General features: G+C 53.2%; 12 protein-coding genes. 4 read left to right on the plus strand and 8 right to left on the minus strand.

Annotation, left to right across the window (positions count from 1 at the left end; all coding sequences use genetic code 11):
- The first annotated feature begins 69 nt into the window (after positions 1 to 69).
- A complete protein-coding gene (locus NZM04_02105) occupies positions 70 to 771 on the plus strand; it encodes a M23 family metallopeptidase (GenBank protein ID MCS7062836.1) in 702 nt (233 codons plus the stop codon).
- Between the two features lie 54 nt (positions 772 to 825).
- Here the strand turns inward: NZM04_02105 and glgP are convergent, their stop codons facing one another.
- The 5 genes from glgP to NZM04_02130 form a co-directional block, all read right to left on the minus strand.
- On the minus strand, positions 826 to 3,384 hold the full coding sequence (gene glgP, locus NZM04_02110; GenBank protein ID MCS7062837.1) for an alpha-glucan family phosphorylase: 2,559 nt from the start codon (positions 3,382 to 3,384) through the stop codon (positions 826 to 828).
- A 118-nt stretch (positions 3,385 to 3,502) separates the two neighbouring features.
- On the minus strand, positions 3,503 to 4,378 hold the full coding sequence (locus NZM04_02115; GenBank protein MCS7062838.1) for a 50S ribosomal protein L11 methyltransferase: 876 nt from the start codon (positions 4,376 to 4,378) through the stop codon (positions 3,503 to 3,505).
- Positions 4,375 to 5,169, minus strand: coding sequence for a tRNA pseudouridine(38-40) synthase TruA (gene truA / locus NZM04_02120; protein MCS7062839.1), 795 nt, complete (start codon positions 5,167 to 5,169; stop codon positions 4,375 to 4,377). The genes NZM04_02115 and truA overlap by 4 nt, the downstream gene beginning before the upstream one ends.
- 24 nt (positions 5,170 to 5,193) lie before the next feature.
- Positions 5,194 to 5,622 carry a Holliday junction resolvase RuvX gene (ruvX, locus tag NZM04_02125; GenBank protein MCS7062840.1) on the minus strand — a complete coding sequence of 143 codons (429 nt, stop codon included), beginning with the start codon at positions 5,620 to 5,622 and terminating at the stop codon, positions 5,194 to 5,196.
- 7 nt (positions 5,623 to 5,629) lie between these two features.
- Positions 5,630 to 6,223, minus strand: a complete 594-nt coding sequence (locus NZM04_02130; protein ID MCS7062841.1) for a 5-formyltetrahydrofolate cyclo-ligase — start codon at positions 6,221 to 6,223, stop codon at positions 5,630 to 5,632.
- A gap of 87 nt (positions 6,224 to 6,310) precedes the next feature.
- Here NZM04_02130 and NZM04_02135 point away from each other — a divergent pair, with 87 nt between their 5' ends.
- Positions 6,311 to 7,186 carry an MBL fold metallo-hydrolase gene (locus NZM04_02135; GenBank protein MCS7062842.1) on the plus strand — a complete coding sequence of 292 codons (876 nt, stop codon included), beginning with the start codon at positions 6,311 to 6,313 and terminating at the stop codon, positions 7,184 to 7,186.
- On the opposite strand, the gene NZM04_02140 is transcribed toward NZM04_02135, so the two are convergent.
- Positions 7,183 to 8,613, minus strand: coding sequence for a phospholipase D-like domain-containing protein (locus NZM04_02140; protein ID MCS7062843.1), 1,431 nt, complete (start codon positions 8,611 to 8,613; stop codon positions 7,183 to 7,185). The two genes, NZM04_02135 and NZM04_02140, sit on opposite strands and share 4 nt — an antisense overlap.
- A 178-nt stretch (positions 8,614 to 8,791) precedes the next feature.
- Between NZM04_02140 and argB the strand changes: the two genes are divergently transcribed.
- Complete coding sequence (gene argB, locus NZM04_02145) at positions 8,792 to 9,691, plus strand: acetylglutamate kinase (GenBank protein MCS7062844.1); 900 nt, start codon at positions 8,792 to 8,794, stop codon at positions 9,689 to 9,691.
- A gap of 13 nt (positions 9,692 to 9,704) precedes the next feature.
- Complete coding sequence (locus tag NZM04_02150; GenBank protein MCS7062845.1) at positions 9,705 to 10,940, plus strand: aspartate aminotransferase family protein; 1,236 nt, start codon at positions 9,705 to 9,707, stop codon at positions 10,938 to 10,940.
- Between the two features lie 111 nt (positions 10,941 to 11,051).
- On the opposite strand, the gene NZM04_02155 is transcribed toward NZM04_02150, so the two are convergent.
- Together NZM04_02155 and NZM04_02160 are read right to left on the minus strand one after the other, a co-directional pair.
- Entirely contained in the window at positions 11,052 to 11,846 is a 795-nt protein-coding gene (locus NZM04_02155; protein ID MCS7062846.1) for an autotransporter outer membrane beta-barrel domain-containing protein, read from the minus strand.
- Between the two features lie 91 nt (positions 11,847 to 11,937).
- The gene (locus NZM04_02160; protein ID MCS7062847.1) at positions 11,938 to 12,669 is read right to left on the minus strand and encodes a YebC/PmpR family DNA-binding transcriptional regulator; all 732 of its coding nucleotides are present in this window, start codon (positions 12,667 to 12,669) and stop codon (positions 11,938 to 11,940) included.
- Positions 12,670 to 12,758 lie beyond the last annotated feature (89 nt).

Below are 12,758 nucleotides of genomic sequence, written 5' to 3' on the forward strand. Positions count from 1 at the left end.
GTTTTGTTTTGTCTTTGGCTTTGGATTGCGGTTTTGACATCCTTCGTCTGCAGTGGAAGAAATGCTTTTATGAGAGGCTTCAGAGGCGAATGGATAGCGTGGGGGCTGTATGTTTTGATGCTTTATTTAGTGGTTGAATTTGCCTCGCGAAGCTTGAAAATAGGGGAATTAGACGGGGATGTCGTTTGGATTACATGGCAGGAGTTTGTCGAGAGACATTTGGGTGATCTGATGGAAACCAATGCTACGATGGATTTTCCCGTCCGTCCTCCTTTAGCGGAGGGCGTGCAGATTGCGCGCCCTTTTGGAAATGAAGGCCATCTCGGGGAGGACTGGAATGTCGCGCCGGGAAATGAGGATTTAGGAGAGCCTGTGTATAGTCCTGGAGATGGTTGGGTGTCGTTGGCAATGGACTTTGAGGGGGCTTGGGGAAAAGTGGTAACTGTAATTTATAAAGTGGAGGAGCAAGGCCGTGTGCACTACGTTGAGATGATGTTTGCGCATTTGGACGCTATCTATGTTGAGCCTTTCACCTTGATACCGCGTGGTAAGCTTATCGGTGTGATGGGTAACTGCGGTGGTCTTTATGCGGCGCATCTTCATTGGGAGGTGCGCACAGAGCTGGGGCTAGGATTAGGGGGGGGCTACGGTGAGGAAGATATGTTGAAAAGTTATCGTAGTGGATCGGGTTTCATTAGCGCTCTTCGTAAGGAAGAGGGGCGTTATCGTTTCCTTGCGATGGAGGATTGGGAGATGTGGGGCAGTGATTGAGTCTTTGGCGGGGCTATGGTTTAGGGGATGGGGAAGGTGTGCTGAGCTGCGAGTTTATTCAGCCCAGCAGATGAGTCGGAGCTCGTGTTTTTGGACGAGATCAGGGTGATAAGGGATGACTCGGACGTTGAGGCGGTATGTGCCTGTCTCAAGTGCGACTACTCGTCCGCGATAGAGGATCCATCCGTCGGGGAAGGTTTGAACGGCTTCTAGGCGGTGTTGTTGGGCGCGACCAGCGCCGCTGGTGAGTTGTGCGTAAGCTTCTACGAGGACTTCTTGTGGGGTGAGGTCACCGAGATATACTTTGGCTTCTAGGGTGAAGCCGTCTCCGACCATGATGTATTGGTTATTTTGGTGAGCGTGGCAGGTGACTTCTTTGGCTCGGACTTGATGCCATGCGCGTCGGACGCGATCTTTCCATTGGGAAAGGTTGCGGGCGTGGCTGTAGTTGTTTTCGGCCATTTTTTTGCCGTTACGAGAGGCGACTAGATAATATTGATTGCAGTAGTCCTGCACCATGCGGCCGGTGTTGTAAATTGGGCATATGGTTTCGATGCTGTGTCGGCACCAAGAGATCCATTCGTGTGGGATCTCGTCGCTATCGCGGCGGTAATAGAGGGGCGCGACTTGTTGCTCAATCAGGGTATAGAGTGAGACGGCGTCGAATTCATCTTGGACTGAGGCATCGTGTGAGACGACATCTTCGCCGATTGCCCAGCCGTTGGCGCCATCGTAGGCTTCGTCCCACCAGCCGTCGCGGACGGAGAGGTTGAGGACTCCGTTGGGGCAGACTTTTTCTCCGCTGGTGCCGGAGGCTTCGAGAGGGCGTGTGGGGTTGTTGAGCCAGACGTCTACGCCGTGGTAGAGGTAGCGGGCGAGGTTGATGTCGTAATTTTCGAGGAGCACGATGCGGTTACGGAATTCTGGCATGAGGCAGATTTGGTAGATGCGTTGGATTAGTTTTTTGCCGCCTTCATCTGCGGGGTGGGCTTTGCCTGCGAAGATGAATTGGACAGGGTGCTCGGGATGATTGACGATGGCGTTGAGGCGATCGAGGTCGCGGAAAAGGAGTGTGGCGCGTTTGTAGGTGGCAAAGCGTCGAGCGAAGCCGATGGTCAGCACGGAGGGGTCGAGAATTTGATCGGCTTGGACGATGTCTTCGGGTTTGAATCCGGTGCGGATGCGTTGTTGGCGGACGTTGTTGCGGGCGAAGTGGATGAGGCGGACTTTGAGGGCTTGGTGGATATTCCAAAATTCTTCATCGTCGAACTCACTGTTTCTGGACCATAGTGTGGGGTCGTAGGAGTTTTCGATCCAATTTGGGCCGAGGGAGCGGTCGAAGAGTGCTCGGATTTCTGGTGCCATCCAGGTGGCGGTGTGGATGCCGTTGGTGATGTGGCCGATGGGGATTTCTTCAACTGGGACGCCTGGCCAGACATTTTGCCACATTTCACGTGAGACGTGGCCGTGGATGGCACTGACGCCATTGGCTTGGCGGGAGGTGCGGAGGCCGAGGATGGTCATGCTGAAGGGTTCGTCGTGGTGATGTTCCCATGGTCGTCCGAGGCGCATTATTTCTTCGAAGCTGATGGAGGATTCTTGGGCGTAGCGGTCGAAGTATTTGTGCATGAGTGCTGGGGAAAAGGCGTCGTTGCCTGCGGGGACTGGGGTGTGGGTGGTGAAGAGATTTGAGGCGGCGACGACTTGTAGGGCTTCGGAGAAGTTGAGGCCTTGGAGGGTGATGAGTTGGCGGATGCGCTCGAGGGAGAGGAAGGCGGCGTGGCCTTCGTTCATGTGATATACGGTTGGTTTGAGGCCTATGGCGGCGATGGCGCGGACGCCGCCGATGCCGAGGACGATTTCTTGTTTGATGCGGGTTTCGTGGTCGCCGCCGTAGAGTTGGTAGGTGATTTTGCGGTGTTCTTCGGTGTTTTCGCTGATGTCGGTATCGAGAAGGAGGAGTCGGACATTTCCGATGAGGGCTTGCCAGACTTTGATGGTTACTGGGGTTCCTAGGATATCTACTTGTGTGGTGACGGGGGTGCCGTCGGCGTGGCGCATTTCTGTGATGGGGAGTTCGTAAAAGTTGAAGTGGATGTTTTCGGATTCTTGCCAGCCGTCTTTGTTGAAGCGTTGTTTGAAGTAGCCGATGCGGTAGAGGAGCCCCACTGCAATGAATGGGACGCCGAGGTCGGAGGCGGATTTGCAGTGGTCGCCTGCGAGAATGCCTAGGCCGCCGGAGTAGATGGGGAGGGACTCGTGAAAGCCGAATTCGGCTGAGAAGTAGGCGATAAGGTGATCGTGTCCATGGTGGGTGGGGAACCAGCGATCGCTGCGGGAGAGGTATTGGTGGAGGTCGTGGAGGACGGCGTCTAGGCGGGAGACGAAGGCGGGGTCTTCGGAGACTTGGATTAGGCGGGTTTGAGGGATGTGGTGGAGGAGGCGGACGGGGTTGTGCTCGACTTTTTTCCAGAGTGCAGGGTCGAGTTCGTTGAATATGGCTATAGCTTTAGGGTTCCAGGTCCACCAAAGGTTGTAGGCGAGTTCGCGAAGTCCTTCGATGCGGGGTGGGATTTGGGGGATGCAGGAGTAAGAGAAGGGCCATTTTTGCATAGTGGGGGAGGTTAAAGCGAGGGGGGCAGGTAGGACAACTTTTATTTTGGCGTTGAGGTCAGCGTGGTGTTGGGAGTGAGAGACTGCTGATGGTTATCGACTCGAGGGGTTGTTGGAATTAGAAGGCTGCTTGTGCAATCAGACATAGCCAGTTTTCTTTTTGGGAGCGATGGATGAACGGCACGGAGGCAAAGGCGTGGCGGATTTCGTTTTCATCTTCGGTGCGGATGCCTGAGAGGATGAGGTAACCTTTTGGGGCGAGGGCTTGGAGGATTCTTGGGGCTGCGACGGTGAGGAGTGCGCTGTAGAGATTGGCGATAATGAGGGAATAGGATGCGGGGGGGAGGGGGTATCGGGTGATGTCGGCGTGGATGAAGCGGATGGTTGTGTGATTGATGCGAGCGTGGTAGCGGGCTATGCGCAGGGCTGTGGTATCATGATCTAGAGCGTGGACGTCGGGGAAGCCCAATCGAGCGGCGGCAATTGCTAGGATTCCGCTTCCTGTGCCGATGTCTATGCAGGGCGCTGGGGGAGGTTGGGATGGGGATTTTCGCTGGCGAGTAGCAATGGTCTGTAGAGCGCGTAGGCAGAGGGCGGTGGTGGGGTGATGGCCTGTGCCGAAGGCTAGACTGTGGGTGATGAGGATGAGTTGTGAGGGGTTGAGTTTGCGTTGCCAGTGATGGAGCTGCTGCGGGGTGGAGCAGATAGCAAGGCGTCGAGTTGCGCGGAGAGGAGGATCGGTGGGGGCTGGATTGGGGGACCAGGCGAGTGAGGACAGACGCAGGATGCGGCCGCCGTGTTTTTTTTTGAATGCATAGGCAGCGCGGTAGGAGGGTGCGTAGAAGTCGACTCTGGCGCGGGGGGTTGGGGGGGAGTGGGTGTAGGTGATTTTGAGCTGATGGGCTGGGGGGAGAGTGTGGATCCATTTTTCGGCGTGGTCGGGATGGAGATAGCGCCGGCAAATCCAGTGGTGTGTGGGGAGCGTATTTTTCATTGTGGAGAGGGGGAGGTCTTGGATTGATGAGGCGTGGAAGGTTTGCGGTAGTGAACTTTTTCGAGGTAGAGGCCATGAGCTGGGGCAGTCGCTGGAGCGTGGAGGCGGGATTTTGATTCGAGGAGGAGCGGGATTTGTTGGGGGGAGAGTTTTTGGCGACCGACGGCGACGAGCGTTCCGACTAGGTTTCGCATCATGCGATGAAGGAAGCCGTCGGCTGTGGCTCGGATTTCGATGTGGTGTGGGGCAGGTTGACTTATGGTTAGGCGGTAGAGGGTGCGAGTGCGATCGGGGACTGGGTAGCCGGGGTTGGTGAAGAAAGCTGAGAAGTCGTGGCGGCCGATGAGATGGCGCGCGGCTTGGCGCATGGCTGGTAGGGAAAGGGGAAGGGGCTGGTGCCAGGCAAGCTCTACGAGGAAGGGATCGTGGATGGGGTGATTGTAGATTTTGTATAGGTAAGTCTTGCTGTGGGCATCGAAGCGGGGATGGAATGGGGTAGGGGTGTGGCGAGCGCGGAGGACCCGGATGTCGGGGGGGAGGTGGGCGTTTAGGGCGCGTAGGAGGGTGGCGGGTGAAAATTTGCGTGGTGCGCGAAATGCAACTATTTGGCCTAGGGCGTGGACGCCGGCATCGGTGCGGCCTGAGGCGTCGGTGGTGATCGGCGTGGAGAAGAGAGTGGAGAGGGCGTTTTCTAAAATTTGTTGGATGGTGTGAGGGGTGTTGGCTTGGCGTTGCCATCCTTGGTAGCGAGTGCCTTTGTAGGAGAGGGTGAGGATGTAGGTGGATAGCATCGGGATGAGGTGTGGGGGGGGCCATCAGGATTGTGGAGGGCCTTGGTGGCGGTCGAGATAAGCTTGGAGGAGGATCAGAGCTGCACTGCTGTCTAGGTGTTGTTTTTGTTTTTTTGCGGGGAGGCCGTAGGCTTGAAGCTGGCGACTGGCTTGGAGGGTGGAGAGGCGTTCGTCTATGGGGTAGACGGGCAAGGCGGTAGCGGCGTGAATTTCTTGGATGCGCTGGCGGGCAGCTTGAGCAGCGGGCCCTGAGGTGCCGTCCATTTTTAGGGGTAGGCCGACGACGATTTCGTGGATTGATTTTTCTGCGACAATTTTTTTTAGAGCTGAGAGAAAGGCGTCCCAGGGTTGTGCGGGGAGATAGGGCAGGGGAAGTGGGATGCCGATCTGAGCGTCTGCATAGGCCAGGCCAACGCGTGCGGCGCCGAGGTCAAGGGCAAGGATGTTTTTCATGGGGGGGTTAGATTGAGCAGAGGTGGATGGATTGGTCTGTGATGATGAGGTCTAGGGGGGCGTCGTGAGGCTCGGTGTAGAGGTCTTCGATTTCTTGACAGGAAAAGAAGACGCCGACGCGGTAAGTTGTCTGGCGGAGTCGTGGGAGGAGGCGGTCATAATATCCCTTGCCGCGACCGAGGCGTGCGCCGGAGGCGTTGAAGGCTATGCCGGGGACGAAGATGAGTTTGGGTTCGGAGAAGGGTATGGGTTGGCATTGTGCGGGGTCGGGTTCCATGACGCCGCTTTGGGTGGGGCGGAAAGCGTCGAGGTGGGGGACTCGCCAGAGGGAGATTTCTTCGAGGTTATCTGCGCCGGAGGGCATGATGAGGGGGAGGCCTCGGTCGAGGATGGATTGCCAGTAGGGGCGGAGATCGGGTTCTTGCTTGAGCAGGGGGTAAAAGCCTGCGACGGGCTGGAGTCGGCGGAGGATGGGGAGACGGTGAATGTTTTCAATGAGGCAACGTGAGGCGATTTCGCGGTCTTTATCGGTCATGACTTTTAGTCGAGAGCGAGCGAGGTCGCGCTGGAGTTGCTTGGGGTGAGGAGGAGGGGGTTGCATGGGAAGGTGGGGCGAGTGTAACTTTATTTTTGCATGATGAAAGCTTGGGTTTAGGGTGTGGGATGGTGTTAGGATTTATGGCATGTTATGAAAGTGAAGGGAGCGGAACGTAAGCGGTGGCATCATCGGAATTTTATTACGGATGTGTTGATACCATCGCTTTTTGCAAGGAAGATTGGGGTGCAGGGGAAGCCGATTTTTCCGAAAGTGACAGGGGATCAAATAGGGATCACTTGGATTGGGCATGCGTCGTTTTTGATTCAGACGGCTAGGCATAATGTGTTGATTGATCCGAATTGGAGTAATTGGTTGACGGTGATCCGACGGCTGAGGCGCGCGGGTTTTGCGTTGAGGGATTTGCCGAATATTGACTTGGTGTTGATCACGCATGCGCATTTTGATCATTTGGATCGGCGGAGTTTGAGAAAGATTGCGGAGCGGCAGCCGATCGTTGTGCCGGAGAATGTAGGAAACTTGGTGCATGATTTAGGGTTTGAGCGCGTTCATGAGATGCGGTGGTGGGAGGATTACGTGTATCGAGGTTTGAAGATTACTTTTACTCCTGCGAAGCATTGGGGAGCGCGGTTGGGGTTTGACCGGCACCGAGGTTATGGAGGGTATGTGATCGAGTATGCTGGACGGAGGATATATCATAGTGGGGATACGACTTATTTTGAGGGGTTTAAGGAGATTGGGAGGCGATGTAAGCCGGAGATTGTATTGATGGCGATCGGCGCGTATCAGAGCTTGTCGGCGCGGGATCATCACATCGATCCGGAGAAGGCTTTGCAGGCGTTTGAGGAGCTAGGCGGGAAGACGTTTATCCCGATGCATTTTGGGACGTATCGGATTAGCTATGAGCCGATGCATGAGCCTGCGGAGAGGTTGTTGCGTGAGGCTGCGAAGCGGAGGATTCTTTCGCAGATTCGTTTTTTGATCGAGGGGATGCCGCAGGTGTTTTAAGGTGTTTTGGTGTGTACGGGAGTGGAGGATGTTTTGTGTTTGTTGGATTTGATACTTAGGATCAGGCTTCCTAGGCCTAGGCCTAGGAGAATGAATGCATAGGTGGAGGGCTCTGGAACTGGGAGTGCGGGGATCTGGCCAGCTGTCATGGCTTGGGCGTGTTGGACGAAAGCATTGGCGACTGATGTGCTTTTGATGAAGAGGATGTTTTCGTCGTTGAGGTTAGTGCCGTTGAGGGCTTGATTGGTGAAGTTGGCGGAGCCGTGGATGACTTGGGCGTTGGGGGTGCCGGCGTCTATGACGAGGTATTTTGTGTGGACGAGATCTTGATCGGTGAGGGGGTTGTCTGGTTGCAAGCCGGCTGTTGCTCCGTCGCGATCAGCGATGTAGGTAAAAAATCGTGCGAAGGCTGCTGCGTCTGCGTAGTTGGCGGGGTTATTGAGGTGGTTGTAAACGGCAACGGAGTCACCTGAGCCTGTGACGTCGCTTTGGGAGATGATGAGGTGGACTTCGACGCCGTTGTTGCAGGCGTTGATGAGGGCGTTGGCGATTTGCATGGAGGAGAGTTTGTTGGTGCCGAGGAGAATGGAGTATTGGGCGGAGTTGATGGCGGAAATGATTTCTGATGCGGCGTTGTTTCCTCCGGGGACGATGCTGTCGGGGTGGGGGCCGAAACGGACTCCGATGAGGCCGTTGCCGCCGTCGAAGCTGATGCTAGGGGGGGAGAGGTCGAAGGCGTGGGATTTGGTGGGGTTATCGTGGTAGATGCCGTCGGAGGTGTTTGTGTCTGTGCCCATGAGTTGGTTGGCTTCGCCGAGGTAGAGGGCGTAGAGTGCGTCGTTGCGGACTTCGAAGGAGATATTCCATTGGAATATGGCTGAGCCGCCGGTGTAGTTGGCGGAGCTGGAGTGGATCCAGCGGTTGCCGGGGCCGTAGTCGAAGAGGGAGAATTTGTTGTGCATGATCCCGTATGGGTATGTGCCTCGGTCGTAGTAGAAGGCGTTGCCGTTTGGAAAGACGGTGGAGGCTAGGCCGCTGATTGAGTAGAATGGGGAGGAGCCACCGGTGTTGTAGAGGGTGGAGGGGTTTATATTTTTATCGATATTCATGCGGATTGTGAGGTTGGAGACGGTGGGATCGCTGAGGCGGTTGTAGATAGCTGTGAGGATGGAGCCTGCGCCTGTGGCGTTGCCAGAAAAGGTGAAGGTGGAGAGAAAGGCGGAGTGGTTGCTGCCGAGGGCATTTATTCTTGCGATGAGGGCGTCGCGGATGTCGAATTCTTCTGGGGTGTTGAGGGATGAATTTTGGTCTGGGCGATTCCAGATGACATTCCAATCTGAACCGGAGATGATGGCAGCAGAGAGGGGAAGGTTGGTTATTATTAGGCTGATGATTAGGAGGATGAGGTAGGATTGGGCCGTTTTCATGCTTTGAGGTTAATGGAAGGGTGCCTGGAGGGAAAATGAAACTTTGTAAAAAAACCGTTATGTAGTTGACATGAAAGGGGGGCGTAGGTTGGAGGCTTAGCGGATGGAGTGGGAATTGAAATGATAGGCTTGCCAATGGGGGGGAGTGCTGCATTTTATGCGGGCAGTCTGGGTGTGCATGAATAATCAACACGATCAAGTGGCGAAGGCTTTAATTGAGGCGCTACCGGCGTTACTTCGGCTAAAGGGCGAGATAGTGGTGGTGAAGTATGGGGGCTCTGCGATGGAGAATGAGCGGCTTGTGGAGGGGGTGTTGCGTGATGTGATTTTGTTAGCTGCGGTGGGGATATTTCCAGTGGTGGTGCATGGGGGTGGGAAGTTGATCAGCAAGGCGATGAGGGAGGCTAATTTACAGCCCGTATTTATTCAAGGGATGCGCTATACGGATGAGGCGACGATAAAGATAATTGAAAAAACATTTAATGAATCGATTACGCCTGTGATTGCGAATCGTATTGTAGAGCTTGGGGCTAAGGCTTGTGCTATCTCTGGGGTAGAGGTGTTGAAGGCTCGTAAGCTTTTTGTGAAGCTGCCGATGACGAAGGGTAAGGCTAAGGATTCGCCTCAAGAGCCGATTGATTTGGGACTTGTAGGGGAAGTGACAGAGGTCAAGACAGCTGTTATCACGGCATGTATTAGGCGAGGTGAAATTCCGGTCATTTCGCCTATTGCTGTGGATAAGCAAGGGCAACGTTATAATGTGAATGCAGATGTCGCGGCATCGGCTGTGGCTGAGGCGTTAAAAGCGAATACGTTAATTTTTCTTTCTGATGTGAACGGTGTCTTGCGAAATGCGTCGGATCCTAATTCGCGGATTCCTGTTCTTACAGAGAAACAGATAGCGGATCTATGCAAACAGGGTGTGATTGATGGCGGAATGCTCCCGAAGCTGGATTCGGCTATGGCAGCGATACGGGCTGGGGTTAAAAATGTGTATCTTTTGGATGGGCGTATGCCGCACGGGCTGTTGTTGAAACTTTTTACTCGAGCAGATGTGGGCACTGAGATTCACATCTAGCTAGAAGAGATACATGATTGAACAGCGAGTGTATCAGCTGATCGCGGGGCAAAGAGCTGAGGCAGTATTGAGGCGACATGACCAAGTGGTGCTGGGGAACTATGCTCGTTTTCCGCTGTTGATAAGGCGTGGGAAGGGGTGCTACGTCTGGGATGAAGAGGGTCGGAGGTATCTTGATTTTGCACAGGGGATAGCAGTAAATGCGTTAGGGCATTGCCATGAGGCTATTGTGAAAGCGATTCAGGACCAGATGGGGCGCTTGATGCATGTGTCGAATTTGTTTTATCACGAGGGGCAGGCACTTCTTGCAGAGCGAATTGTTGGTTTACTTGGGGCAGGGCGTGTGTTTTTTTGCAATAGTGGAGCAGAGGCGAACGAGGCGTTGATAAAGCTTGCGAGGCGTTTTGGTGCGGAGTCTGGGAGGTATCATATTATCACAGCACATGGTTCCTTTCATGGGAGAACGATGGCCACACTTTCGGCCACAGGTCAGGAGAAGGTGAAGGTCGGGTTTTATCCGTTATTGCCTGAGTTTACTCATGTGCCTTGGAATGATTGGCGGGCGGTCGAGTCGGCGGTGCGAAGAGAGACGGTGGCGATTTTAATCGAGGGGATACAAGGCGAGGGTGGGGTAAACGTGGCTACACCTGAATTTCTCACTCATGTGCGACGTATATGCGACGAGCGGAATTTACTTTTGCTGTGGGATGGAGTGCAGTGTGGGATGTTTCGAACGGGACGCTTTCAAAGCTATGAGCGAATTCTTGAAGGTCGTGATGTTGGTTTCTCGCCAGATGCAGTTGCAATGGCTAAATCTTTAGGAGGTGGCTTTCCAGTGGGAGCGGTGTGGGTGCGAGATCCTTTGAGTCAACTGATGGGACCAGGATCGCATGGGACAACTTACGGGGGCAACCCTTTAGCTTGTGCGGCGGCATTAGCCACTTTTGAGGTGATTCAGGCAGAACGCTTGGACGAGAATATTCGTGTTCGCGGGGAAGCGTTGAAATCGTCTCTCTTAGATTTGAGAGATAAATATCCGGGGCAGATTAGCGATGTAAGAGGATATGGGGGACTTTTGGGGATCGAGTTAAAGGAGTGCAATGCGCGCGGCAAAGTCATGCAACTTATCGGCATGGGGCTTTTAACTGCAGCAGCAGGCGAGAAAGTCGTTCGATTGTTGCCACCGTTGAATGTAAGTGAAGAAGAATGCGATCAGGCGTTGCAGATTTTATCTCGATCTTTTGCCTAAAACACCTGCCTAGTGCTTGGAGAAATTTAGCCTATCCTTCCATAAAATAAGAACGCCCCCTGGTTGGGGACCAGGGGGCGTAAAGCCGCAGGCTTGAAGGACAACTTAGATTTAGAAGGAATACTTGAACCCTATACTCCCCAGGCTAGAGCGCAATTCTCTGTTCCGCCAAGTAACATTCCCCTGCCCTTGTTTGGCGTTGGTAACATCGAGATATTTATATTCTGCGTAAATCGACCACGAGTCATTTAATTTAAATTCCACCCCTGCAACTCCTTGCACTGCTAGACTGGCTGCAGACTTGGGGTCAAGATCGTCTACGGTTGTAGTAATGGAATTCCCCATGTTGTCAGTCATCGTTATCTCGGGTTTAGTTGCAGTATCCACGAAAGCTACACCTACACCTGGCCCTGCGTAGAGACGAAACCACTTGTGATCATATCCGATCAGCAAGTTTAACATCACGTTGATTTTATCAACACGATCTTTGTATTCGATATCCGCCCCCATGCCTAAGCTAGGACTTGTCCAGTATCCTTTTCCTTTTAACGTGCCTGTGAGGTAGTAAGGATTAAGCTCAGTGGCAAAAAACCAAGCATCGGTGAAATAAAAGCGATACCCGAGCTTGGCTTCAGCACCAAGGTAGTTGCCGCTACGGAGATTGATGACAGCATCATCATCGGGAATCCCAGGGTCAAATCTTTCCGTGAATAAGACCCTTCCGTCATGGTGTATACCACCCATTATGCCAGCTCCGATATACCAGTTTTTGAGTTCTTTTTTCGGTTTGGATTCAGGTGCGGGTTCACGCGGAGTGACTGTTTTAGGGTCTGAGTATTTCACGCCTGCGATAGATATGGAACTGCAAGCCACTATACCAAGGATAGCGTATATGATTTTTTTCATATCAACGAGGTGTATATCAAAGGCTACGCTGCTTATTCAATATAAAAATTAAAAATTCACGAAATTTTTGATTTGCATGAAACGATTTGCATCATCGTATAGCCGCCCAAATTCGGTGAACGTCATCATGTTCATCTAGCGCTTGAAGAAATTCTCCCACCTCCTGCCTCTGGGCGTCATCCAGGGGAGGATACATCTTAGGAATGTAACCAATCTCAGCTGTGATCACTGTCCAACCGTGTTCCTTCAACCAACTCGCCACTGCATGCGTGGCGGTGCGGTCTGTTATGAATTTTGCTCCGATGGAGTTTTCAGGAATTTCGTCATTCTGTGCGTGTGTGAGAGCCTCAAAATCATTAGCTCCGGATTCGATCGCTGCAGCCTCAATATCAATAGATCGGTCAGGATGGTGAGCCTCGACGATGCCGACATGATCAAAGAGGAATTTATTGGAGCCGGCTGTTCCAAGTTGCCCTTTTTTAAATAATAAACGGATCTCTGCTGCGGTGCGATTATGATTATCGGTTAGGGCTTCGACAATCACTGGAATTTTGTGAGGTGCGTATCCCTCGAATATTACGAGCTCAAGGGCGTCTTTGTTATCGGAACTACCGATACCCTTGCCGATAGCGCGCTCGATGTTATCTTTGGGGATAGATTCTTTCTTGGCGCGTTCGATAGCTGCCTGCAGTCTAGCGTTAGTGTGAGGATCCCCCCCGCCGAGCTTGGCAGCTACAGTGATTTCACGAAGATATTTTGTTATGAGTTTAGAGCGACGTTGCGAATTGATCTCACGAATAGCGTGAAGCCATTGCCGTCCCATATCGATTGGTTTTTGAATAATTAATTTACAAACTTAGAACGTCTTCGTTTCAAGAATAAAGGATCGAAAGCCTTACAGGAGATCGAAAA

The sequence above is a fragment of the Candidatus Methylacidiphilales bacterium genome, from assembly GCA_025056655.1.
Classification (GTDB): Bacteria; Verrucomicrobiota; Verrucomicrobiia; order Methylacidiphilales; family JANWVL01; genus JANWVL01.

Bases quoted from the DNA above. Each gene is read 5' to 3' on its own strand.
- NZM04_02105 (MCS7062836.1), top strand. From the start codon at position 70: ATGAGAGGCTTCAGAGGCGAATGGATAGCGTGGGGGCTGTATGTTTTG.
- glgP (MCS7062837.1), bottom strand. From the start codon at position 3,384: ATGCAAAAATGGCCCTTCTCTTACTCCTGCATCCCCCAAATCCCACCC.
- NZM04_02115 (MCS7062838.1), bottom strand. From the start codon at position 4,378: ATGAAAAATACGCTCCCCACACACCACTGGATTTGCCGGCGCTATCTC.
- truA (MCS7062839.1), bottom strand. From the start codon at position 5,169: ATGCTATCCACCTACATCCTCACCCTCTCCTACAAAGGCACTCGCTAC.
- ruvX (MCS7062840.1), bottom strand. From the start codon at position 5,622: ATGAAAAACATCCTTGCCCTTGACCTCGGCGCCGCACGCGTTGGCCTG.
- NZM04_02130 (MCS7062841.1), bottom strand. From the start codon at position 6,223: ATGCAACCCCCTCCTCCTCACCCCAAGCAACTCCAGCGCGACCTCGCT.
- NZM04_02135 (MCS7062842.1), top strand. From the start codon at position 6,311: ATGAAAGTGAAGGGAGCGGAACGTAAGCGGTGGCATCATCGGAATTTT.
- NZM04_02140 (MCS7062843.1), bottom strand. From the start codon at position 8,613: ATGAAAACGGCCCAATCCTACCTCATCCTCCTAATCATCAGCCTAATA.
- argB (MCS7062844.1), top strand. From the start codon at position 8,792: ATGAATAATCAACACGATCAAGTGGCGAAGGCTTTAATTGAGGCGCTA.
- NZM04_02150 (MCS7062845.1), top strand. From the start codon at position 9,705: ATGATTGAACAGCGAGTGTATCAGCTGATCGCGGGGCAAAGAGCTGAG.
- NZM04_02155 (MCS7062846.1), bottom strand. From the start codon at position 11,846: ATGAAAAAAATCATATACGCTATCCTTGGTATAGTGGCTTGCAGTTCC.
- NZM04_02160 (MCS7062847.1), bottom strand. From the start codon at position 12,669: ATGGGACGGCAATGGCTTCACGCTATTCGTGAGATCAATTCGCAACGT.